The sequence below is a fragment of the Clostridium tunisiense TJ genome (genome assembly GCF_000300195.1).
Classification (GTDB): domain Bacteria; phylum Bacillota; class Clostridia; order Clostridiales; family Clostridiaceae; genus Clostridium_J; species Clostridium_J tunisiense.
In genome coordinates this window covers 230,040-254,112 of record NZ_AMQH01000006.1, presented here as the reverse complement: position 1 = coordinate 254,112, position 24,073 = coordinate 230,040, and the positions used below count along the sequence as shown (strand labels likewise).

The following is a 24,073-nucleotide window of genomic DNA, read 5'->3' as shown; positions in this document are numbered from 1 at the left end:
TAAAACTATGAATAAATGATGTTTACTACAGTGTAAGTTTTGTGAAGAGAATTATCTGTAGTAGCTTTGTTTTGCTATTGTAGTTCAGAGAGACCTTGAAATTTCAATATAATATTTAAAAATAAATTTTAGTAACTTTTTAGAGGAGGAAATACAATGAAGGTATTAGTAATTAACTGTGGAAGTTCATCATTAAAATATCAGTTAATCAACATGGAAAATGAAGATTCACTAGCACAAGGATTAGTAGAAAGAATTGGGATTGAAGGATCAATTTTAACTCAAAAGGTTCCAGGAAAAGATAAATACATAATCCAACAGCCAATGAAGGATCATACAGATGCTATAAAATTAGTTTTAGGTGCATTAATTGATGATACTCATGGAGTTATTAAATCAATGGACGAAATTTCTGCAGTAGGACACAGAGTTGTTCATGGTGGAGAAAAATATGCAACTTCTGTAGTAATCAATGATGATGTTATGGCTAGCTTAGAAGAGTGTGTTAAACTTGCACCACTTCATAACCCAGCAAACATAATAGGAATAAATGCTTGTAAGAGCTTAATGCCAAATACACCAATGGTAGCTGTATTTGATACTGCTTTCCATCAGACAATGCCTCAAGAAGCATATATGTATGCTCTACCATATGAGCTATACACTAAACATGGAATAAGAAAATATGGTTTCCATGGAACATCACACAGATTCGTATCAGCACAATGCGCTGAAATGATGGGCAAAAACATAGAAGATTTAAAAATAATTACTTGTCATTTAGGAAATGGTGCAAGTTTATCTGCAGTTAAAAATGGAAAATCTGTAGAAACAAGCATGGGTTTCACACCACTTGAAGGTATAGCAATGGGAACAAGATGCGGAAATATCGATCCAGCTATAGTTACTTTCTTAATGAAAGAAGAAAACATGTCAGCTGATGATGTTAATAACTTAATGAATAAACAATCAGGTGTTTTAGGACTTTCAGGAGTAAGCAGTGACTTCAGAGATATTGAAGATGCAGTTAAAGAGGGAAATGAAAGAGCTAAACTTTCATTAGACGTTTATAACTACAAAGTAAGACAAATGATAGGTGCTTATGCAGCAGCTATGGGCGGAGTAGATGCAGTTGTATTTACAGCAGGTCTTGGTGAGAATGCTCCAGAAACAAGAAAAGATATCTGTGCTGGTTTAGAGTTCTTAGGAATAAAAATTGATGCAGAGAAAAACAACGTTAGAGGAAAAGCTGTAGATGTAAGTGCTGCAGATGCTAGCGTTAAAGTGTTTGTAATTCCAACAAACGAAGAATTAGTTATAGCTAGAGACACTCAAGAATTAACTACAAAATAAATAATGCAAGAAACTAATGCAGAAGATAATTATTTTGTAAAAGAAGATAATTTAAATTGCATGCTCTAACAATACTTCCAATAGCTTTAATATAAACTTTTAAAGTTAGTTTTAAATAAATGTATATATAAAGAGAATTAGGGAACCAAGGTAGATTCATGGGTGATTAAGGAGTTTAATTTGGTTCCCTATATATAAATAAACCTTGACTTTTAGGTGTAGACTTTATATAATAGTTTGTGTTTGAAATAGTAGATATTCTTATATTGAAATTAAGGAGGGACGTTGGAGCTTTGCTCAAGCTATGCAGTGTTTACGCTATTAAATTAGTAAATTGCATAATATATAACTTTTTAGTTATATGAGAAAAAGCATAGTTTTAATGTTTTTTCAGAGCATTTATTATGAACATAGATGTTTCAGAATTAAAAGGTAAAAAAAATTCCAAAAGAAATATCAACGTTGTAATTGAGAAAGAAAGTTTTTATGACGGTACTGAAACTGTAATGGTTTCAAGCCCAATTAAATTTGATGGAGTTATACGCTTTGTTGGTGATATCTTCCAACTAAAGGGTAAAGTAACTGCAGAATTATTACTTACATGCTCAAGATGTCTTAAAAAATTTCCATATACCATAGAAATGGACATAGAAGAAAAATTATCTACTAGTGCAAGTAATGAAGAGAGTGAAATTATCTCAATTAAAAATGATAAGATAGACATGGATGAAATCGTTGAAAGCAATCTTATTATACAGCTGCCTGTTAAGAGATTATGCAGCGAAAGTTGTAAAGGATTATGCCAACAGTGTGGAACGGACTTAAATCATAAGGAATGTTCTTGTGATGACGTAGATGTGGATCCAAGGTTGGCAAAATTAAAAGACTTGTTTTCTAAAGCATAAGGAGGTGTAATTATGGGAAATCCTGCTAGAAGATTTTCAAAAGCTAGAAGAGACTCAAGAAGAGCTCAAACATTCAAACTAGGTTTACCAGGAATAGTTGAATGCCCTCAGTGCCATGAAATGAAACTTGCTCACAGAGTTTGCAAAAACTGTGGTTACTACAAGAATAGAGAAGTTGTTTCAACTGAGAAATAGAAAGAAAGTCATATGACTTTCTTTTATTTTTTTTGCATAAATTTAAGGGATTTTAGGAATTAATTAAGTCTTTGCTTGGTTCTTTATAAAATTATTGATAGTTTAATATTTTAGTGGAAATTAAGTTGATTTTTAATATATAATATATAATATATTTATACAGGACTTCAAAATTTAAAAAACATTATAGAGATTGGTAAGAAATACGAAGGAGATAAATATAAAGAGTGTAGAATAATAAACTTATTATTTAATCTCCAAAAATACATTATGTAAACATGAGAGGATTGGATATGAAAGTTGTAGTAGATGGAATGGGTGGAGATAACTCTCCTCAAGCAGTTGTTGAAGGGTGTGTTTTAGCACAACGTGAGTATAACGTAGAAATAGCAATTACAGGCCCTAAGGAATTAATTTTAAAAGAACTAGAGAAGTATGAATACAACAAAGATAAGATTACTGTAGTAGATGCTAGAGAAGTTATAAGTCCTAACGAGACCCCTGTAAAGGCTTTAAAAACTAAGAAAGATTCTTCTATGGTTAGAGCTCTTCAAATGGTAAAAGACGGGGAAGCAGATGCTATAATTTCTGCAGGAAGCACAGGGGCATTTTTAGCTGGATGTACCTTAATTGTAAAGAGGATTAAAGGAATAGATAGGCCAACTCTAGCACCAATAATGCCAGGAAGAAAAGGGGCATTTATGATTGCAGATGCTGGTGCCAATGCTGACTGCAAACCACATTATTTGGTTCAATTTGCTCAAATGGGGAAAGTATATTTTGAAAGTGTTTTGGGCATAAATAATCCAAGTATAGGATTAATAAATATTGGAGCTGAAGAAGAAAAGGGAAATGAACTTACAAAGGAAGCACATAAGCTTTTAAAGATACAAAACTTAAACTTCGTAGGAAATGTGGAGCCACGCGATATTCCTACAGGGGAAGTAAATGTATTAGTATGTGATGGTTTTGTTGGAAATACAGCTTTAAAGATGTATGAAGGTGTAGCGGCAACTATACTGGATGAGTTAAAGGATAGAATAATGAGCACCACTAGAACTAAAATAGGAGGCTTATTGTTAAAGCCAGTATTTAAAGCTTTTAAAAAGCAATATGATTACAAAGAATATGGTGGAGCTGCATTTTTAGGGGTAAATGGTATTTGTATAAAGGCTCATGGAAGTTCTGATGGAAAAGCCTTTAAGAATGCTATAAGACAGGCAAAAATTTTTCATGACAATAAGGCTTTAGACAAAATGAAGGAAATATTTGAAAATCTAGAGTCAAATAATGAATAAAATATAATAAAATTAGTATATTATATTAAAGTATTAATAAAAAGTAGTTGATAACTTATTAATAAGCTATTATATTTAAAGAGTAATGTAATAAATTAGGAGGATGAGCAACATGTTTGAAAAAATTAGAAAAAGAATAGCAGACCAATTAAGTATAGATGAAGAGGAGATTAAGATGGATTCATCTTTTGCAGATGATCTAGGAGCTGATTCGCTAGATATAGTTGAATTAATAATGGCTTTAGAAGAAGAGTTTGATATGGAAATACCAGACGAAGATGCTGAAAAAATATCTACAGTTGGTGATGTAGTAGAATACATAAAAGCACGTGTAGAAGACTAATTATAGGTTCCGTATTTTTGCGGAACCTTATTTTTAAGTTTATTCTTGAAGTTATTAAGCATAGGAAATTTTAGAATATGCTCTAAAATCATAGTGCATGAAAAAGTTCTTTAGAAAACCTATTATTAATAAAAGTAATTTTTTTAGGTTAAAATTTCTAGGATTTCATAAGGGTATAAGTGAAGTCATATAACTGTGCTAAGAAGGAATTGAGTCTTATTATCCTAGATGAGGTTAAAATTTTGAAAATTTACAGGAATTATTAGTTTTAGTAACTTGAAGAATAAACTTCTGGAAGGAAGTTGAGAAGAAATGAACCTTAGAAAAAATACTTTAGAATTACAAAAAAAATTAATGGTTGAATTTAAAGATATAAAAACTTTAGAAACTGCTATTACTCATAGCTCTTATGCAAATGAGAGGAAGTTAAGCTTTAATGAAAGGCTAGAGTTTTTAGGGGACTCAGTATTGCAGCTAGTAATATCTGAGTATTTATATTCAAATACCGAAAATGAAACAGAAGGATATTTAACTAAAATAAGATCTCTAATAGTTTGTGAGAATTCTTTATTTCAGATTGCAAAGGGATGGAATTTAGGGATTTATATAAACATGAGTAAGGGGGAAGAACTTACTGGAGGAAGAACAAGAGTATCTATCTTAGCAGATGCTGTAGAAGCTATAATTGCCGCAATATATCTAGATAGAGGCTATGAAGTAGCAAAAACCTTCATACTTAACAATTTTAATAACATTATTGAGAAAGCTTTTAAAAATGAAATTATAATTGATTATAAAACTAAACTTCAAGAAAATCTTCAAAGTCATGGAGAAGTATCCATAGTTTATAATTTAATAAAGTTTGAAGGTCCACCACATAGAAGAGAATTTTTTGTTGAAGTAGTAGTAAATGGTGTTTCAAGTGGAAAAGGGGTAGGGTATAGTAAAAAAGAAGCAGAACAAAATGCTGCAAAGGAATTGTTAATAACTAGAGGTGAAATATATGAATAAAATCCATTATATTATACCAATCTTTGTTCCCCATGAAGGATGTCCACATACCTGTGTATTTTGTAATCAAGATAGCATAACAGGAAGTTGCTTCAAGATAGATGGAGATTTTGTGAGAGGTACTATTGAGGAGTACCTAGAAACTATTAAAAGGGAAAACTCTATAGTTGAGGTATCCTTCTTTGGAGGAACTTTTACTGCTATTAATATAAACAAGCAAAGGGAATTATTAGCTGTTGCAATGGAATATAAACAATGTGGTAAAATTGATTATATAAGATTATCTACAAGGCCAGATTATATCGATGAAGCCATATTAGACAACTTAAAACAATATAAAGTTGATATAATAGAATTAGGGGTTCAGTCCTTAGATGATGAGGTTTTAATAAAATCTGGCAGGGGACACAACTCCGAGGATGTAACAAGAGCCTCAAAGCTTATAAAGAGTTATGGGTTTACCTTAGGTCATCAAATAATGTTAGGGTTACCTGGAGATACAAGAGAAAAGGATATTGAAACAACTAAAAAGATTATAAGCTTAGGACCAGATATAAGTAGGATATATCCTTCCTTGGTAATTAAGGATACTCCTATGGAGCAGATGCTTAAAACGGGAATATACAAGCCTTATGATCTAGAAGAGGCTGTGGAGATTTCAAAAGTAGTTTATGGGATGCTTACTGCTAATGATATTAATGTAATAAGAATAGGACTTCAACCAACAGAAGAAATAAACTATGGTGGAGATATAATTGAAGGACCCTTTCATCCTGCCTTTAGAGAGTTAGTAGAAGGAAGTATCTATTGTGATATAATTCGTGAGCATCATAGTCTTTATGGATTATGTGAAGAGATATGGGTTAATCCTAAGGATATTTCAAAACTTTATGCTAATAAAAAACAGTACTTTAATGAACTTTTAGGAGAATTAGAAGTTAAGAAGTTAAAGGCAACTCAAAGTAATGAAATTAAAAGAGGTGGGTTAGGATTTAAACATAAAGAGAATTTACATCAGGTTAGTGTAGAGGAGTACTTGAAGAACAAGTATGGTAAGTTATAGGTCTGAAAGCTAAACCTGAGTGAGTTTAAATTAATGAAAGCTCTTTGATGGGTTAAATCATACTTTAGCATAGAAAAATGGGTTACCTCTATAGGATTTGAAAAAAATAAGTTAATAATATAAACTATGTATATTATAAGCTTTAAAGGTGAGAATGAACAAGTTAAGCCTTGACTTTGGTTCTATATACAGGGAACCAGAGTTTAAACTTAACTTATACACGAGTCCTACCTGGTTCCCTTAATGGGTTAAGGAGCTGAATAAGTTAAAATTCTATCATGGAACCATATAAATAAGGAGAAGGTGATATTATGAAAGATAAGAAGAGATTAAAGATAGCTAAGATATTAGCTGCTACTGTATGTTTATTTATGGTTTTAGGTATTTTACTGCCAGTAATAATTGGAGCTTAGGAGAGATAATAAATGTTCTTAAAATCTATTGAAATAAGAGGGTTTAAGTCATTTGCTGATAAGACTGAATTGAACTTTAAACAAGGGGTTACTGCTGTGGTAGGACCTAATGGTAGTGGAAAGAGTAATATTTCTGATGCAGTTAGATGGGTTCTTGGAGAGCAAAGTGTAAAAAGTCTAAGAGGAGATAAGATGGAGGATGTTATCTTTGCAGGAACACAGTATAGAAAAGCAGTGGGCCTTGCGCAGGTATCTCTTACCTTAGATAATTCTGACTCAGATCTTCAAATAGAGTATTCAGATGTAACCATTTCAAGAAGATTATATCGTTCTGGAGAAAGTGAATACTTAATAAATAACACTACCTGTAGGTTAAAAGATGTACAAGCATTATTCATGGATACAGGTATAGGTAAAGAAGGATATTCAATTATTGGACAAGGTAAAATTGATGCCATATTGAGTGGAAAGCCTGAAGAACGAAGAAAACTTCTAGAAGAGGCCGCTGGAATAGTTAAGTATAAAACTCGTAAGGAAGAAGCAGAAAAGAAGCTTCAAAATACAGAAGATAACCTTGTAAGAATAAATGACATAATTCATACCTATGAAGAAAGAGTTGAACCTTTGGAAAAAGAAAGTGAAAAGGCAAAAACTTTTTTAAAGCTGTCTGAAGAATTAAAAGTAAATGAAATAAATATAATAATAGACTTCATCGAAAAAACTAAAAGCAATATAAGTGATTTAAATATAAAAATAAAAAATGCTACTATTGCCTTAGAAAGTGGTTTAAGGGAAAAAGAAACCCTAAAAAAAGAACTACATAAATGGAATACGGAACTTGAAGAGTTTGATAATAAGGTTTCACAGGATAAACAACTTTATTATGATAATAAGGGAAAGCATCAAAATATATTGTCAGAGATTAATCTTATGAGTGAAAGAATTCAAGGCATAGATAACAATATATTAAGAGTGCAAAATGAGATTGAAGATTTTTCAAATAGAATAGAAAAAGAAAATGAAAAGATAGATGAATTAGAATTACAACTTTATACCTTGAAAGAGCAACAAAAGAACATTAACGATGAAATTTTTATGAAAGAAGAAGAAATAAGTAAGATAAACCAATCTATTTCTACTGAGTCATCAAATTTGAAAGGTCTAGAAGAGAAAAAAGTGAAGTTGTTGGAGGGGAAAAACGCCCAAAGCAATAATATTAATGTTGCTAACAATAATATGGAGTTAGCAAAAGAGACCTTAGAAAATTTGAAAATTAATGTGGAAAGCTACAATAGTTCTATCATAATAAATAATGGAACTAAGACCTCATTAATTGATGAGGTTGAAAGATCTCAAGAAAAGATTTCAGCTTTTGAGGAAGAAGTAAAAGAAAATAAAAAAAATATTGGCAGATTGAAATATAGTTTAACCTTAAGTGAAAAGAAGTTAAAAGAAATAACTATGCAAACCAATAAACATGAAGCAAACTTAAATGCATTAATAAGTCTTGAAAATCAATATGAGGGATATAATAAGTCCGTAAAGAATTTAATGCAACATCTAAGTAATGGAACAGTGAAAAATATAAAAGGGAACTGTTATGTTTTAGGTGAAATCATTAAGGTTAATCAAAAATTTGAGACTGCAATAGAGATTGCCATAGGTGGAGCAATTTCAAATGTAATTACAGAAGAAGAAGAAAGTGCAAAAGAATTAATTAATTATCTTAAGAGTCGTAACCTTGGTAGAGCTACTTTTCTCCCAATGAATATTGTAAGAGGAAGAGTTCTTCAAGTAGAACAGAGTATAAAGAATAAAGATGGATACATAGGGATTGCTAGTGAACTTATAGAATTTGAAGATAAGTTTAAAGGGGTAATGGATTATGTATTAGGGAAGACCATTATTTGTAATAACATGGATCAGGCACTGCAAATTGCAAAGGCTACAGGATATAAGCATAAAATTGTAACCTTAGATGGAGAAATAATTAATCCTGGAGGAGCATTGACTGGAGGAAGCATATACTCTAAAACAGCTAGCATCATAGGAAGAAAAAGAGAAATTGAAGAATTAACAGTAAAGGTAAAGGGAAATAATCAGGAAATAGTAGTATTAAGCGAGGAAGTTAGAACTTATAACGAAGGGATAAAAACCCTTGATGAAAGAAACTTAAATCTAAGAGATGAGATACATTTTGAAAGTATCGAGGTTACCAAAATTCAAGGGAAAATTAATTCTATAACTGAAGATACCTTAAAGCTTACTAAAAGTTTAGAAAGGTCCACAGTAGAATTAAATAGCATTATGGAGAAGTTAGTAGCCTTGGAGTTAAGCGTAGATGACTATTGTAAAGAATTAATTGAAATAGAAGATGAATTAATAACCATAGAAAGCAACTACGAGCTGCTAAATAAGGAAGTAAAGCAAGGTTTAGATATTATAGATAGTATAAAAAATAATTTAACTGATCTTAAGATAAAAAGAGCACAAATTGATGAAAGTATAAATAATAAGTTTTTAGAGATTCAAAGACTAAAAATGGATATAGTAGGATATAATCAAAAGATTGAAGAATTAAGAAGTGAAGTTAAAAACTATGATAAAACCAAAGAAATTTATTTTAAAAGTTTAGAAGAGAACAATGAAAAAGTAAAAGTTCTTATGGAGGAATTAGAGTCTTTAGAACTTAAGTTTAAAGATAATGAAATTGAAAGAATAAAGTTTAAGGACCAGATAAACTTAGTTAATTCTCAAATTGAAACTTTGACCTTAGAGTTTGAAAAGATTGAAAAAGAATATCATAGACATCAAGTGTCCTTAGTTAAAATTGAAACTGAAGAACAAGGATTATTAGAAAAATTAAATGAAGAGTATGAACTTACTTATGCAGAGGCTTTAAAGTATAAGGAACATGTTGTTAACATATCTATGCTTAAGGAAAAAGTATTAAATTTAAAAAGAGAAATTTCAAGCCTAGGAGTAGTAAATGTAGGGGCTATTGAGGAATTTAAGGAAGTAAAAGAAAAGTTTATATTTATGAGTAATCAAAGAGAAGATTTAGTAAATGCTAAGGAAGAACTTACAAAGGTTATTTGTGAAATGACTGAGAAGATGAAAGTGGTATTTAGGGATAACTTTGAAAAGCTAAGAGTTAACTTTGAACAAACCTTCAGAGAACTATTTAAAGGCGGTAGAGCTGATTTAATCCTCCAGGATGGAGACGAATTGACCTCGAAAATTGAAATAAACGTGGAACCTCCAGGGAAAAAACTTCAAAACATTAACTTAATGTCTGGGGGAGAAAAGGTATTGTCCGCTATAGCTTTATTATTTGCTATACTTAAAATGAAACCAACTCCATTTTGTATATTAGATGAAATTGAAGCTGCCCTTGATGATGCCAATGTAATAAGATATGCTGAGTTTTTAAGAAAGTTTTCTAAGAATATACAGTTTATTGTTATAACCCATAGAAAGGGAACCATGGAAGCTAGTGATATGCTTTATGGGGTTACTATGGAGGAGAAGGGTGTATCCAAGGTAGTTTCTGTAAATTTAACTAGATAAGAAGTTTTATTATTTTACTATAAAGGAGTGAAGTGTATGTTTGGAGGTTTTTTTGAAAAACTTAAAGCAGGACTTTCAAAAACTAGAGACAGTATTAATGATGCAGTAACTCAGGTTCTAAAGCTAGCAGTAAATATTGATGAGGACTTATATGAGGAGCTGGAAGAGATTTTAATTACTAGCGACATAGGGGTGGAAACTTCTGTAGAAATTATTGAAAGACTTAGAGCCAAGGTTAAGGCTGAAAGAATAAAGGACCCTGAGGAAATTCTTCCTGCTATGAAAGAGGTAATTATTGAAATTCTGGGGGATTACGAAAACTCTATAATTCCAGAAAAAATCCCTGAAGTTAAGTTAATAATTGGGGTAAATGGAGTAGGAAAAACTACTTCTATTGGAAAAATTGCAGCTCGAATAAAAAATAATAACTATAAGGTATTACTTGCAGCAGCAGACACTTTTAGAGCTGCTGCTATAGATCAGCTAGAGGTGTGGAGTAACAGAGCTGGGGTAGACCTAGTGAAGCATCAAGAAGGATCTGATCCAGCAGCTGTGGTATACGATGCCGTTCAGGCTGCAAAAGCTAGAAAAGTAGATGTTTTAATATGTGATACAGCAGGAAGACTTCATAATAAAAAGAATCTTATGGATGAACTAGGTAAAATAAATAGGGTTATTGATAGAGAATTTCAAGATGCTAAAAAAGAAACTTTGTTAGTTTTAGACGCTACCACAGGTCAAAATGCAGTTATTCAAGCTAAACAGTTTATGGAAGTTTGCCCTATAGATGGTATAATTTTAACTAAATTAGATGGAACTGCGAAGGGTGGAGTGGTTATTTCTATAAAAAATACTTTAAATATACCAGTGAAATTTATTGGTGTAGGAGAAGGAATTGATGATTTACAAGAATTTAGAGCAAGAGAATTTGTAGAAGCTTTATTTTAATTAAAAATATATGTGGGTGTTAAGTAAAAGTACTTGACACCATATATTCAATCTGATAATATATCATTTGTGAGTTAGGTGATAATATGGAAAAAAGATTAGAGATATCATTACTATTAGATTTTTATGGGCCGTTACTTACTGAAAAGCAAAGAGACATTATGGATTTATATTTTAATAATGACTTATCGCTTTCAGAAATAGCAGAAATTACAAAGGCTAGCAGACAGGCAATTCATGATTTAATAAAAAGATGTGATAATCTTTTAATGGAATACGAAGAAAAACTTCACTTAATGGAAAGAGCCATAACTATAGAAAACTCCAAAGATAGGATTATTCACAGATTGAAAGATTTAGAAAAAATGTTGAGTAAAGAAGAAAATAAAGAAATAATCAACGATGTTGTAAAAGATATCGTGGAGAATATATAGGAGGTTTATCATGGCTTTTGAAGGATTATCTTCTAAGTTACAGGAAACCATAAAAAAATTAAAGGGCAAAGGAAAACTTTCTGAAAAAGACATTAAAGAAGCTATGAGAGAAGTTAAGCTTGCACTGTTAGAAGCAGATGTTAATTATAGAGTTGTTAAAGACTTTGTAAAAATCGTTAGCGAGAAGTGTCTAGGCAATGAGGTAATGGAGAGTTTAACTCCAGGACAACAGGTAATAAAAATTGTTAATGATGAATTAACAACTTTAATGGGAACCACAGAAAGTAAGTTAGAATTTGCTAATCATGGTATAACTGTAATTATGCTTGTAGGATTACAAGGTGCAGGTAAAACCACAATGGCGGGGAAACTTGCATTAAACCTTAGAAAAAATAATAAAAAACCTCTTTTAGTAGCAGGGGATATCTATAGACCAGCAGCTATAAAGCAGTTACAAGTAGTAGGAAAATCTATAGATGTACCAGTGTTTGCTATGGGAGATAAGATAAGCCCTGTAGATATTGCAAAAGCAGGGATAGAAAATGCAAAAGATAATAATTGTAATGTAGTTATTATAGATACAGCAGGAAGACTTCATATCGATGAAGTTCTTATGGAGGAGTTAAAACAAATTAAAGGATCTGTAAATCCAAATGAGATTTTATTAGTTGTAGATGCCATGACAGGACAAGATGCTGTAAACGTGGCAGAGACATTTAATAGTACTTTGGATGTGACAGGTGTTATTTTAACTAAGCTTGATGGGGACACAAGAGGTGGAGCAGCTCTCTCAATTAAATCTATTACTGGCAAGCCAATAAAATATGCTGGTATGGGAGAAAAGATGACGGACCTTGAAGTATTCCATCCAGAAAGAATGGCTTCTAGGATACTAGGAATGGGAGATGTACTTTCTCTTATTGAAAAAGCTCAAGCAGCTATAGATGAAAAGAAAGCTCAAGAGTTAGGAAGCAAAATGCTTAACCAAGAGTTCAATTTTGAGGACTTCCTTGAGACCATGAATCAAATGAAGAATCTAGGGCCTCTAGGAAAAATTGTAGAAATGATTCCAGGGTTTAATGCTAAAGAACTTAAAGGTGTAGACCTTTCTCAGAGTGAAAAAGAGATGGCAAAGGTTGAAGCTATAATAAAGTCAATGACAACAGCTGAGAGAAAAAACCCAAACTTAATTTCATCTTCACCCTCAAGAAAGAAAAGAATTGCTAATGGTTCAGGTACCACAATTCAAGCAGTTAATAAGATACTAAAAGATTTCGAGAGTATGAAGAAGATGATGAAGCAAATGAAAGGTATGGCTAAGCCAGGTAAGAAAGGTTTATTTGGAAAACTACCTTTTTAATATAAAATTCATAACCCTTTGAAGGAGGTGAAAAAACATGGCAGTTAAAATTAGATTAAGAAGAATGGGTGCTAAAAAAGCTCCTTTCTACAGAATTATCGTAGCTGATTCTAGATCTCCAAGAGATGGAAGATTTGTAGAGGAAATTGGATATTACAACCCAACTACAGAGCCAGTTACTGTAAAAATCGATGAAGAAAAAGCAAACAAATGGATCAAAAATGGTGCACAACCAACAGATACAGTTAAAAGACTTTTCAACAATGCAGGAATAAAATAGAAAAGTTCAATTGATTGGAGGCGCATTCCATGAAAGAATTACTTGAAATTATTGCTAAATCTTTAGTTGATAATCCCGATTCTGTTCAAGTGAATGAAATCGCTGGTGAGCATTCAATAATTTTAGAATTAAAGGTTGCTCAAGAGGATATGGGTAAAGTAATCGGAAAACAGGGAAGAATAGCTAAGGCTATTAGAACTGTTGTTAAAGCAGCGGCTATTAAAGAAAATAAAAGAGTTGTTGTGGAGATAATATAAGAGTTAGGGATACCTAACTCTTATTTTGATATATTGAAGTTTTAGGATAAGTAAATTGGGCTATACTATATACAAGCCTATATTTGCAAGTAAAAAGGAGAAATTTATTATGAAAGAGTTTATGAGCGTAGGACAAATTTCTAAGCCTCATGGAGTTAGAGGAGAAGTAAAGGTTATTTCACTTATGGATAACTTAGAGGATTTTAGGGATTTAGGGAAAGTTCTTATAGATGGAGAGGAAAGAGAAATTACCTCTGTTAAGTTGCAAAAGGATAGAGTAATTCTTAAAATAGCGGGAATAGATACAATGGAGATGGCAGAGAGGTATAGAAACAAATACCTTATGATCAAAAGAGAAGCTGCAAAAGCACTTGAAGCAGATACTTATTATATTGCAGACTTAATTGGTTGTACTGTTGTAGATACTGAGAATAAGGAATTAGGAAAGATTTACGATGTAATTGAAACTGGAAGCAATGATGTATACTGGGTTAAGGGTAGTGGGAAAGAGGAAGTATTAATTCCTGCCTTAAAAGATATAGTGGTTAATGTGGATATAGAAAATAGTAAAATTACAATAAAACCAGTTCATGTTTGGTCAGAATGAAGATAGATGTTTTAACATTATTTCCAGATATGTTTGAGATTTTTAACCACAGTATCATAGGAAGAGCTCAAGAGAGTAACATAATTAATATCAAGGCTACAAACATAAGAGATTTTTCATTGAATAAGCACAAAAAAGTGGATGATTACCCTTATGGTGGTGGTGCAGGTATGGTGATGATGGCACAACCTATTGTAGATAGTATATTAGAAATAAAAAAACATAATAATGGGAAAGTTATTTTCTTAGGGCCAAGAGGGCAGACTTTTAATCAGGAAATGGCTAAAGAACTTAGTAAAGAACAGGAATTAGTTTTTTTATGTGGGCATTATGAGGGCATAGATGAAAGAGTATATAAGTACATAGATATGGAAATTTCCTTGGGAGATTTTGTTCTTACTGGAGGAGAAATGGCGTGCATTCCTATAGTGGATAGCATATGTAGATTAATACCCGGAGTATTATCTAGTGAAGAAAGTTTTAGTGAAGAATCTTTTTACAATGGATTACTTGAATATCCTCAGTATACCAGACCAGTTGAATATCAGGGGGAGCAGGTTCCAGAAATTTTACTATCCGGTCATCATGAAAACATAAGAAAATGGAGAAGAATGCAATCTTTAGTTATTACAAAAGAAAGAAGAAAAGATTTATTTTGTAGTTTTCAGTTAACTAAAGAGGATAAAAAATTATTAGAGAACTATTATAGTAGAAAAAAATAATATTGCATAAGAAAAAATATTGTGATAGAATGTACTTTGTGCTAGTACGGGCGGTCCTCTGTCATAAAGTATGATTAAGAACGTCAAAAAAATTTTAGGAGGGAATGCACATGTTAGATATAATAAGAGCTATAGAAGCAGAACAGTTAAGAAATGACTTACCAAAATTCAATGTTGGAGATTCTGTAAAAGTACATATCAGAATCAAAGAAGGAACAAAAGAAAGAATCCAGATTTTCGAAGGAACTGTTCTTAAGAAGCAAAACGGTGGAGCTAGAGAAACTTTCACTGTAAGAAGAGTTGCTTATAATGTTGGAACAGAGAAGACTTTCCCAATAAACTCACCTGTTATCGAGAAAATCGAAGTTGTGAGAAGAGGTAAAGTAAGAAGAGCTAAGTTATTCTACCTAAGAAACAGAGTAGGTAAGGCAGCTAAAGTTAAAGAATTAATCTAAGAAAAATGGGACTCTTGAGTCCCTTTTTTTATTAGTTATAATTATAAAAACTATACATAGATATTCACCGTAAAATATTAGCTTATTAATAAATTACAAGTCCGTATATATTTAAAGCATTAAGCCAATATTTTTACTAACAGTTTTATTAAATAGCTTAAGGCTTAAATATGATTTCTACAGATTATAATATAAAAAATCATATCTAAGTAAAATATAGTAAATAATATAAAAAAGTATAAAACACCTAGGAGTGATGAAATAAATGAGTATAAATTGGTTTCCTGGACATATGGCCAAAACCCGTAGAGAAATAAAAGAAAACTTGAAGCTTGTGGATGCAGTAATTGAAATTAGAGATGCAAGGATAGCATATTCTAGTTCTAATCCAGACATACAAGAAGTTTGTAAAGATAAACCGAGGATAATACTTTTAAACAAAAGTGATTTAAGTGAGGAAAGTGTAACTAACTTATGGGTAAGAAAGCTATCTAACAGTTATACTAAGGTTTTATCTGTTAATTGCTTAACTGGAGCAGGGTTAAATAAAATTAAGCCAGCTCTTGAGGAAATCCTTAAAGAAAAGCATGATAGAATGAGAAGCAAAGGAATAGTAAATATAATTACTAGAGTAATGGTAGTAGGAATTCCTAATGTAGGCAAGTCTACATTTATAAATAAGATGGCGAAAAACAATATAGCTAAAACTGGAGATAGACCTGGGGTTACTAAAAGTAAACAATGGATTAAAACAAAAATTGGAATTGAACTTATGGACACTCCAGGAGTTTTATGGCCAAAGTTTGAAGATGAAAAAGTTGGTTTAAACTTAGCTTTTACGGGAGCTATAAAAGATGAAATAATGGATGTAGAGGAATTAGCATTAAAGTTAATAGAAAAATTACAGGTTACTCATCCGAAAAGATTAGTGGAAAGATATAAGCTTAACTCTCTTGAAGAAGCTGCTATAGATAATATGGATAACATAGGAAGAAAAAGAGGAGCAGTAATTTCAGGGGGGAACATTGATTACAATAGAGTTGCTGTAATGCTATTAGATGAATTTAGAGGGGGAAAGCTAGGGCCGATATCCTTGGAGGGACCTGATTTTGGTGAAGAAATAAAAGAGGAACAACCCGATGAAGTTAAATAGCATAGAAGGAATGAAATTTAATGATATAAAAACTTTAACAAAAGAATTCATAGCTAATACTTCAGTGGAAACTCAGGAAGATTCTTATTTAAGGTTAATAGAAGAATTAAATAGTGATAAAAGAAAAAATGTAAATGGTGTTGGTAAATCATTACAAAGGCATGTGGAAAATTATAAAAATGAACTTTTAAGAGTTAAAAACCTTTATGAATTTGATAAGAGATATGGTGCTAATGTGGTTGCGGGAGTAGATGAAGTGGGAAGAGGTCCTCTTGCAGGGCCTATTGTTTCAGCCGCAGTCATATTAGATTTGAATACTACAGAGCTTATACTACATATTAATGACTCTAAAAAACTTTCTGCTAAGGTTAGAGAGGAACTCAGTGAAATCATTAAAGAAAAAGCAGTTGCTTACAGCATTGAAGTTCTTGATAATAAGGTCATTGATACAAGAGGAATAGGTTTTTGCAATAATGAAATATTTAAAATGTCAATTGGGAACCTTGAAGTTAAGCCAGAGCTAGTATTATCTGATGGATATCCCATAAAGAATTTTAATATTAAAAATGAATTTGTAATAAAGGGAGATACTAAAAGTGCATCTATTGCTTGTGCTTCAATCCTAGCCAAGGTTTATAGGGATAATCTTATGAAGGAATATGGCAAGAGCTATCCTCAATATGGTTTTGAAAGTAACGTGGGCTATGGAAGTAAAGATCATATAGAAGCTATTAAAACCTATGGAATTACTGAAATACATAGGAAGTCTTTCTTAACAAATATTATGAGAGAGTAAATAATTTCACTTAAAAGTTAAATTATAATTAAATTTCTGTGAAAAAAATTAATCTTTAACGTGAAAATTTATTTCAATGATTATTTTAAGTTTTAACAACGTTTTAGAAGCTTCAAGTCTGCCTATTCTATAAGAGGTTAGTGAACAGCCTTGCAGCACCTAGGACTAGGGAAATTGCTTTGGTGTAACAAACGCAGTTTGTTCACAAAGGTATCTTTGTTTAGTGAAAATCTACTTCTAAAGCAGCACCACAAAATTAAATTGTTCATTATTTAATAGAACTAGGGTAGCCTAATTACAAGCTACCCTTAACTTGGGTTCTAAATAATAAAAGTTAGCTACTTATTATAGCTAACTTTTATTATTTAGAACCTGTATATCATTAAAAGATATTTATGAAATTTGAAAAGCATCCTTAATCAACTTAATTGAATAATTATCATCTTCATTATTTAATATAACCTCTATCACATCAAATCTAAAATTAAATTTATAGAGTTTCTTCTTTAAAATATAAAACTGAGCAGGCAAACGCAGTTTGTTCACAAAGGTATCTTTGTTTAGTGAAAATCTACTTCTAAAGCAGCACCACAAAATTAAATTGTTCATTATTTAATAGAACTAGGGTAGCCTAATTACAAGCTACCCTTAACTTGGGTTCTAAATAATAAAAGTTAGCTACTTATTATAGCTAACTTTTATTATTTAGAACCTGTATATCATTAAAAGATATTTATGAAATTTGAAAAGCATCCTTAATCAACTTAATTGAATAATTATCATCTTCATTATTTAATATAACCTCTATCACATCAAATCTAAAATTAAATTTATAGAGTTTCTTCTTTAAAATATAAAACTGAGCAGTTTTATGAATTTTATACTGCTTTAAATTAGTTACACTCTCTCCTGGGCTTCCATATAGGGAGCCATAACGAGTCTTTACTTCAACAAAGCAAATATATTTATTGTCCTTAGCAATTATATCAATTTCTCCTAGCTTACACTTGAAATTTCTTTCAAGAATTGTATATCCCATCTCCTTTAAATAACTTTCAGCAATACTTTCACCGTATGAACCTATACTTTTATTTAATACGCCCATTGAACCATCCTTTCTTATGGTTACAAATTTGTTAATCCAGGATTTGAAAATTAATTTTTAATATGTGAATGCCTGAAAATTTTTAAGAAAACCTATTTAGTCTTATCTACAATTCACCAATTGAAATTAGTTTCCTATAATCTAATATTAAACCAATGTGGTGTAAGTTTCAAGAATTATTTCCATTAATTGTATTGGTGCTTACAGAAATAATTGCTTGCTTTTAATATAAAGATTTACGCAAAAAAACTATAATAAAAACAAAAAAATCTCATCAGGGCTTTCAAGATTCTTAATGGGTCAGAGTATAGAGTAGCTATATAAATTTTAAGCAAAAGTAAAGATTTCAAAGATTAATAAAAAAGTTCATTAAAATTATTATACCCTTACTAAGGGAATTAATTTATAGCCTTCCTACATTAATTACTTAGGTTTTAGCCAAATACAATATCTTAAAAGTGGCTGAAGCCGCATAAATACTTCATATCCATATATTCTTAAAAAGATATAAATATAAATTTATTTACATACTGAGGTATTTGTGGGTTTACAGAATATATATTTGGCAATAATTACGTTATAAATATGAGAAGGTGAAATTATTATGGCGATACAAATATTATGTGCCACTTTTTTTGGCGTTGAAGGAGTAATAGTTAATGTAGAAATAGATATTTCTTATGGATTACCAACCTTTAATATAGTTGGGTTAGGAGATATAGCTGTAAAGGAGTCTAAGGAGAGAGTAAGAGCTGCTATAATTAATTCTGGATTTGAGTTTCCAGTAGGTAGAATAACAATAAATCTGGCCCCGGCTGATTTGAAAAAGGAAGGTTCACACTTTGATTTACCAATTGCTATAGGAATTTTAATAGCTACTAATCAAATAGCTGTAGAAGATGTAGGCAAATATTTATTCATGGGAGAATTATCTCTAAGCGGAGATTTGAAAAGGGTTAAAGGTGCCTTGCCCATTATAATTCAAGGGGTTAATAGTGGTATTTATGAATACATTATTCCAGGAGAAAACCGTGAAGAATGTAGTATTATTAGGAATGCTCACATATACCCTTTAGAAACGCTAAGCCAAGTGGTAGAGTATCTAAGATATAAGGATATGATGCCCTACAAAAATCATAAAGAGTTTAAAAACGCTAGCAATGGACTAGATTTTAATGAAGTGATAGGACAACAAGCCTCAAAAAGAGCAATGGAGGTAGCTGCAGCTGGAAACCATAATATTCTTTTACATGGAGCGCCAGGTTCGGGGAAAACCATGTTAGCTCAAAGAATTATTTCTATTCTTCCAGAATTAACCTATGATGAAGCTCTGGAGGTTACAAAAATTTATAGTGTAAGCGGAGGCTTTAATAAGGAAGGCTTAATAAATAGTAGGCCTTTCCGAAATCCTCACCATACTATAACATCTATTGCACTAGTTGGGGGAGGGAGAAATCCAAGCCCAGGAGAGGTTTCCTTAGCACACAATGGAGTTTTATTTTTGGATGAAATATTGGAGTTCAATAAAAGTTGTTTACAAGTTTTGAGGCAACCCTTGGAAGAAAGAGAGGTTAAACTTTCTAGAGTAAGCGGAACCATAAAATACCCTGCTAATTTCATGTTGGTGGGGGCGTTAAATCCTTGTCCCTGCGGATATTACGGCACTAATGTGAAGAAGTGTAAGTGCTCCGACTATGAGGTAAAAAGATATATTTCAAGGCTTTCAGGACCTATACTTGATAGGATAGATATTTTCTCTCCAGTTAATCCTATATCTTACAAAGAGATAAATGAAAATTTACACACTGAGACTTCAGAACACATAAAGCAAAGGGTGAAAAGAGCTAGGGAATTACAAGAAGAAAGATTTAAAGAAGAAGGTATAATTTGTAATTCACAGATGAGAGAGAAGCATTTAAAAAAGTATTGTAAGCTGAATGAAAAATCCCATAAAGTATTAGAGTTAGCTTTCAATAAATTTTCCCTAAGTACAAGAGCTTATAGCAGAATACTTAAGGTGGCTAGAACAATTGCAGATTTAAGTGAAAAGGTAAATATAGATGAAAAGGATATAATAGAGGCCCTTCAATATAGGAAGTTTATTGATGAAAATATTATATAAATTAAAATTACTAACTCTAAATTTAAAGTATTATTTTACCAAGATATATTGTTTTGTAAAGAGGTATAATGTATGGATATATTAAAACTATGGTTTTCTGTGACAGAGCTTTCTAGTAATATAAAGTTGAAACTTTTATCAGAATTTGAAACTTTAGAAAATATAAGAGACTATGTAGTTGCACATAAAAGTTATATATCTGAAGATAATAAAGTATTAAACAGACTAATTAAGTCCTTTGATTTACCAAGGTTGTATGATATTATGGAAAAAGTTAGGACGGAAAATATAAATATTGTTACAATAGGAGAAAAAGATTATCCTGAAAATTTAGAGCTTGTGGATGATAGTCCTTTTGCACTTTTTTATAAAGGGGATATTTCAAAGCTTAGCACTAGGAGAAATGTATCTATTGTTGGTTCTAGAAGATGTACGGTCTATGGGAGAGATATAACTAAGATAATAACAAAAGTATTGTTTGAAAATGAACTTAATATTGTAAGTGGCATGGCTAAAGGAATCGATACTGTGGCTCACCAAACTGCTCTAGAGGGATGCGGATATACTGCTGCCATATTAGGTAGTGGAGTAGATGTGATATATCCAAAGGAAAATTCAAAGCTTTATCATCAAATAATTTCTAGTGGAGGATGTGTAATTAGTGAATTTCCTCCTGGAACTCAGCCACGACCAATGAATTTTCCAGTGAGAAACAGAATAATTAGTGGATTAAGCAATTTGGTTATTGTGTCAGAGGCAGGAGAAAGAAGTGGTTCCCTAATAACAGCAACTAGAGCATTAGAACAAGGTAAAGATGTTCTAGTAGTACCCGGATCCATATTTTCCGAGGAAAGTAAAGGGACAAATAAACTAATTAAAGAGGGTGCTCATGTACTTACAGAAACGCAGGATATTTTAAATTTGTTAGGTATAGTTAAAAGTAAAGGTAATAAAATTACTAGTAATAAGGGAAGCAATAATAAAAGTAATATTTCTGATGAAGTATACAAAGTAATAAACAGTAATCCCATACATATAGACGATATAATAAGATTAACTAATATTGACATAAAACGATTATATGAGGTATTATTTGAAATGCAACTAAAAGATGAAATACTATGCTTAAATGGCAACTTTTATGTAAGGGTCAATAATACTATATAAAAGCATAGACATAAATATAAATACCCACATTGGACATAGTAAGGGTATATATAATAACCTATAAGTTTAAACTTAAGCTCAGCTAGTAGTGAAATTTAATGTGTTAATAAGTTATGAATATTCTTTAAATTTTTCTTGAAAGTCATCCATATAAAAGGTAATCTAAGATATAGTAGTATTTTGGACTTTGTTGTAAATAAAAATGAGCATAGAATTTAAATAAAATAAATAGTTATATAGCATAACATGCTGGAGGGGATAAGATGGGTCAGAAACTAGTGATAGTTGAATCACCAGCTAAAGCAAAAACAATAAAAAAGTATTTAGGTAAAAATTACATTGTTGAAGCATCCATGGGACATGTAAGGGATTTACCTAAAAGTCAGCTTGGTGTTGATGTGGAAAATAATTATGAACCTAAGTACATTACTATTAGGGGAAAAGGTGATTTATTAGATAAATTAAAAAGAGAAGCTAAAAAAAGTGAAAAAGTTTATTTAGCAACGGACCCTGATAGAGAAGGAGAAGCTATATCTTGGCATCTAGCCAAGGTGCTAAAAATTGATGAAACAGAAAAATGCAGAATTGAATTTAATGAAATAACTAAAAATGCAGTGAAAAATGCCATAAAAAATCCAAGATCAATTAATGAGAATGTATACAATGCCCAGCAAGCTAGAAGGGTATTAGATAGATTAGTAGGATATAAGATCAGCCCTATACTATGGAGAAAAATAAAATGGGGGTTAAGTGCTGGAAGAGTTCAATCTGTAGCCCTTAGAATAATTTGTGATAGAGAAAAGGAAATAAACGAATTTATACCTAAAGAGTATTGGACAGTAGAAGGAAAGGTACAAAAAAAGGGAGAAACCAATAGTTTTATTATTAAACTACATGGTAAAGATGGAAAAAAGATTGAGGTAAAAACTGAGAAGGAAAGTAATGCAATAATAAAGGATTTGGAAAACAATAACTTTATAGTTAAGAGCATTAAAACTACAGAAAAAACTAAAAATCCTTTGCCACCTTTTACTACAAGTACCTTGCAACAGGATGCCTACAGAAAGATAAACTTTTCAACTAAAAAAACTATGTCCACTGCACAACAACTTTATGAAGGAATTGAAATTAAGGGTTTTGGAACCGTGGGATTAATTACTTATATGAGAACAGATTCGGTGAGAGTATCAGATGAAGCTCAACAGATAGTTTCAGAATTCGTAAAAGATACTTTTGGTGAAGCTTATTTACCAAAAACTAAAAGAGTATATAAAGGGAAAAAGAATGCCCAAGATGCTCACGAAGCAGTAAGACCTACTCATTTTGAAATTACACCTGAAATAGCTAAAGGAAGTTTAAATAATGATCAATATAAGCTTTATACACTAATATGGAATAGATTTGTAGCTAGCCAAATGGCATCCTCTATAATAGACTCTACTTCTATAAATATTGATAATGGGCCATATACTTTTAAAGCTTCAGGCTATAAGGTGAAATTTGATGGATTTACTAAAGTTTATGCTGGAGAGAACGAGGATGAAGATGAAGGCGTTAAGATTCCTAAGTTAGAAGAACAGGAAATATTAATTAAAAAATCTGTTGAAGGTAAACAACACTTTACCCAGCCACCTGCAAAGTTTTCAGAAGCATCCTTAGTAAAAACTTTAGAAGAAAATGGTATAGGACGTCCTAGTACGTATTCTCCTACTATTTCAACTTTATTAGATAGAAAATATGTGGAGAGAAATAAGAAGGTTTTAGACCCAACAGAATTAGGATTTATAGTTAATAACTTGATGAGTGAATACTTTAAGCAAATTGTAGATGTAGAGTTTACAGCTGCTATGGAGGATAAGTTGGATAGAGTTGAAGAAGGTACAGAGCAGTGGAAAACTATTGTTGACAACTTTTTCACACCTTTAAAGGCTGCCATAGAAGTTGCAGAAAAAGAAATAGCTAAAATTACTATTGAAGATAAAGTATCAGAGGTTAAGTGTGACAAGTGCGGAAAGTTTATGGTGATTAAGCAAGGAAGATTTGGAGATTTTCTTGCATGTCCTGGTTATCCAGAGTGTCAAAATACAAAACCTTTAGCTCGTGAGGTTGAAGCACCATGTCCTAAGTGTCAAGGAACAGTTTTAGAGAAAAGAAGTAAGAAGGGGAAAACCTTTTTTGGTTGCTCTAATTATCCAAATTGTGACTTTGTAAGCTGGCATGAACCTAGCGGAGAAAAATGTCCAGAATGTGGAGAAATTATGTTAAAGAGGTATTCTAAGGCTAAAGGTGATTATTTAGAATGCAGTAATAAAAGTTGCAAGTATAAAAAATTAATAAATGGTTAATAAATAATTACAAAACTAAAAAAACTTAGCACAGACAAGAAAATGTGACAAAATGTGTCGAAAAATAATATAATTTTGTTGAAATGATAAAAGTACTGTGTTATTATAGTTTGAGGGAAATACAATTCTAAAAATTTTCAATTACACAAATGTTTTGAATTGTTTCAAAAG

The 24,073-nt window shown here is 31.3% G+C and carries 22 protein-coding genes and 1 pseudogene; 21 read left to right on the top strand and 2 right to left on the bottom strand.

What is annotated here, in order from left to right; all coding sequences use genetic code 11:
• The first annotated feature begins 156 nt into the window (after positions 1-156).
• The 18 genes from C661_RS0106630 to rnhB all read left to right on the top strand — a co-directional run bounded on the left by C661_RS0106630 (position 157) and on the right by rnhB (position 17,163).
• The gene (locus C661_RS0106630; RefSeq protein ID WP_017414535.1) at positions 157-1,353 is read left to right on the top strand and encodes an acetate/propionate family kinase; all 1,197 of its coding nucleotides are present in this window, start codon (positions 157-159) and stop codon (positions 1,351-1,353) included.
• 404 nt (positions 1,354-1,757) lie between these two features.
• The gene (locus C661_RS0106625) at positions 1,758-2,258 is read left to right on the top strand and encodes a YceD family protein (protein ID WP_017414534.1); all 501 of its coding nucleotides are present in this window, start codon (positions 1,758-1,760) and stop codon (positions 2,256-2,258) included.
• Positions 2,259-2,270: 12 nt separating this feature from the next.
• On the top strand, positions 2,271-2,453 hold the full coding sequence (gene rpmF / locus C661_RS0106620; RefSeq protein WP_017414533.1) for a 50S ribosomal protein L32: 183 nt from the start codon (positions 2,271-2,273) through the stop codon (positions 2,451-2,453).
• A gap of 293 nt (positions 2,454-2,746) precedes the next feature.
• Positions 2,747-3,751, top strand: a complete 1,005-nt coding sequence (gene plsX / locus C661_RS0106615; protein WP_017414532.1) for a phosphate acyltransferase PlsX — start codon at positions 2,747-2,749, stop codon at positions 3,749-3,751.
• Between the two features lie 112 nt (positions 3,752-3,863).
• Positions 3,864-4,094: an acyl carrier protein gene (gene acpP, locus C661_RS0106610; protein WP_017414531.1), complete on the top strand. Its 231-nt coding sequence runs from the start codon at positions 3,864-3,866 to the stop codon at positions 4,092-4,094.
• A 312-nt stretch (positions 4,095-4,406) separates the two neighbouring features.
• The gene (gene rnc, locus C661_RS0106605; protein ID WP_017414530.1) at positions 4,407-5,105 is read left to right on the top strand and encodes a ribonuclease III; all 699 of its coding nucleotides are present in this window, start codon (positions 4,407-4,409) and stop codon (positions 5,103-5,105) included.
• Positions 5,098-6,168: an elongator complex protein 3 gene (locus C661_RS0106600; RefSeq protein WP_017414529.1), complete on the top strand. Its 1,071-nt coding sequence runs from the start codon at positions 5,098-5,100 to the stop codon at positions 6,166-6,168. Before rnc ends, C661_RS0106600 begins: the two co-directional genes overlap by 8 nt.
• 425 nt (positions 6,169-6,593) lie before the next feature.
• Entirely contained in the window at positions 6,594-10,151 is a 3,558-nt protein-coding gene (smc, locus tag C661_RS0106590; protein ID WP_017414527.1) for a chromosome segregation protein SMC, read from the top strand.
• A gap of 36 nt (positions 10,152-10,187) precedes the next feature.
• Entirely contained in the window at positions 10,188-11,099 is a 912-nt protein-coding gene (ftsY, locus tag C661_RS0106585; RefSeq protein WP_017414526.1) for a signal recognition particle-docking protein FtsY, read from the top strand.
• 86 nt (positions 11,100-11,185) lie between these two features.
• Entirely contained in the window at positions 11,186-11,533 is a 348-nt protein-coding gene (locus C661_RS0106580; RefSeq protein WP_017414525.1) for a putative DNA-binding protein, read from the top strand.
• A 10-nt stretch (positions 11,534-11,543) separates the two neighbouring features.
• The gene (gene ffh / locus C661_RS0106575) at positions 11,544-12,893 is read left to right on the top strand and encodes a signal recognition particle protein (protein ID WP_017414524.1); all 1,350 of its coding nucleotides are present in this window, start codon (positions 11,544-11,546) and stop codon (positions 12,891-12,893) included.
• Between the two features lie 37 nt (positions 12,894-12,930).
• The gene (gene rpsP, locus C661_RS0106570; protein WP_017414523.1) at positions 12,931-13,173 is read left to right on the top strand and encodes a 30S ribosomal protein S16; all 243 of its coding nucleotides are present in this window, start codon (positions 12,931-12,933) and stop codon (positions 13,171-13,173) included.
• Positions 13,174-13,202: 29 nt separating this feature from the next.
• Positions 13,203-13,430 (top strand): KH domain-containing protein, encoded by a 228-nt coding sequence (locus tag C661_RS0106565; RefSeq protein WP_017414522.1) that lies wholly within the window; start codon positions 13,203-13,205, stop codon positions 13,428-13,430.
• A 109-nt stretch (positions 13,431-13,539) separates the two neighbouring features.
• Positions 13,540-14,037, top strand: coding sequence for a ribosome maturation factor RimM (gene rimM, locus C661_RS0106560; RefSeq protein ID WP_017414521.1), 498 nt, complete (start codon positions 13,540-13,542; stop codon positions 14,035-14,037).
• Positions 14,034-14,759, top strand: coding sequence for a tRNA (guanosine(37)-N1)-methyltransferase TrmD (gene trmD / locus C661_RS0106555; RefSeq protein ID WP_017414520.1), 726 nt, complete (start codon positions 14,034-14,036; stop codon positions 14,757-14,759). Before rimM ends, trmD begins: the two co-directional genes overlap by 4 nt.
• A 110-nt stretch (positions 14,760-14,869) precedes the next feature.
• Positions 14,870-15,214, top strand: a complete 345-nt coding sequence (gene rplS, locus C661_RS0106550) for a 50S ribosomal protein L19 (RefSeq protein ID WP_017414519.1) — start codon at positions 14,870-14,872, stop codon at positions 15,212-15,214.
• A gap of 265 nt (positions 15,215-15,479) precedes the next feature.
• Entirely contained in the window at positions 15,480-16,367 is an 888-nt protein-coding gene (gene ylqF / locus C661_RS0106545; protein WP_017414518.1) for a ribosome biogenesis GTPase YlqF, read from the top strand.
• A gap of 10 nt (positions 16,368-16,377) precedes the next feature.
• Positions 16,378-17,163, top strand: coding sequence for a ribonuclease HII (gene rnhB / locus C661_RS0106540; RefSeq protein WP_050551822.1), 786 nt, complete (start codon positions 16,378-16,380; stop codon positions 17,161-17,163).
• A gap of 393 nt (positions 17,164-17,556) precedes the next feature.
• Here the strand turns inward: rnhB and C661_RS23920 are convergent.
• Together C661_RS23920 and C661_RS0106535 are read right to left on the bottom strand one after the other, a co-directional pair.
• Positions 17,557-17,706, bottom strand: a pseudogene (locus C661_RS23920) (PDDEXK family nuclease); the annotation flags it as partial.
• Between the two features lie 190 nt (positions 17,707-17,896).
• Positions 17,897-18,268 (bottom strand): YraN family protein, encoded by a 372-nt coding sequence (locus C661_RS0106535; protein ID WP_017414516.1) that lies wholly within the window; start codon positions 18,266-18,268, stop codon positions 17,897-17,899.
• 604 nt (positions 18,269-18,872) lie between these two features.
• Here C661_RS0106535 and C661_RS0106530 point away from each other — a divergent pair.
• The 3 genes from C661_RS0106530 to topA all read left to right on the top strand — a co-directional run bounded on the left by C661_RS0106530 (position 18,873) and on the right by topA (position 23,902).
• Positions 18,873-20,390 (top strand): YifB family Mg chelatase-like AAA ATPase, encoded by a 1,518-nt coding sequence (locus tag C661_RS0106530; RefSeq protein WP_017414515.1) that lies wholly within the window; start codon positions 18,873-18,875, stop codon positions 20,388-20,390.
• A gap of 72 nt (positions 20,391-20,462) precedes the next feature.
• Positions 20,463-21,557, top strand: coding sequence for a DNA-processing protein DprA (dprA, locus tag C661_RS0106520; protein ID WP_017414513.1), 1,095 nt, complete (start codon positions 20,463-20,465; stop codon positions 21,555-21,557).
• 263 nt (positions 21,558-21,820) lie between these two features.
• Positions 21,821-23,902 carry a type I DNA topoisomerase gene (gene topA, locus C661_RS0106515; RefSeq protein ID WP_017414512.1) on the top strand — a complete coding sequence of 694 codons (2,082 nt, stop codon included), beginning with the start codon at positions 21,821-21,823 and terminating at the stop codon, positions 23,900-23,902.
• The last annotated feature ends 171 nt before the right edge of the window (positions 23,903-24,073 follow it).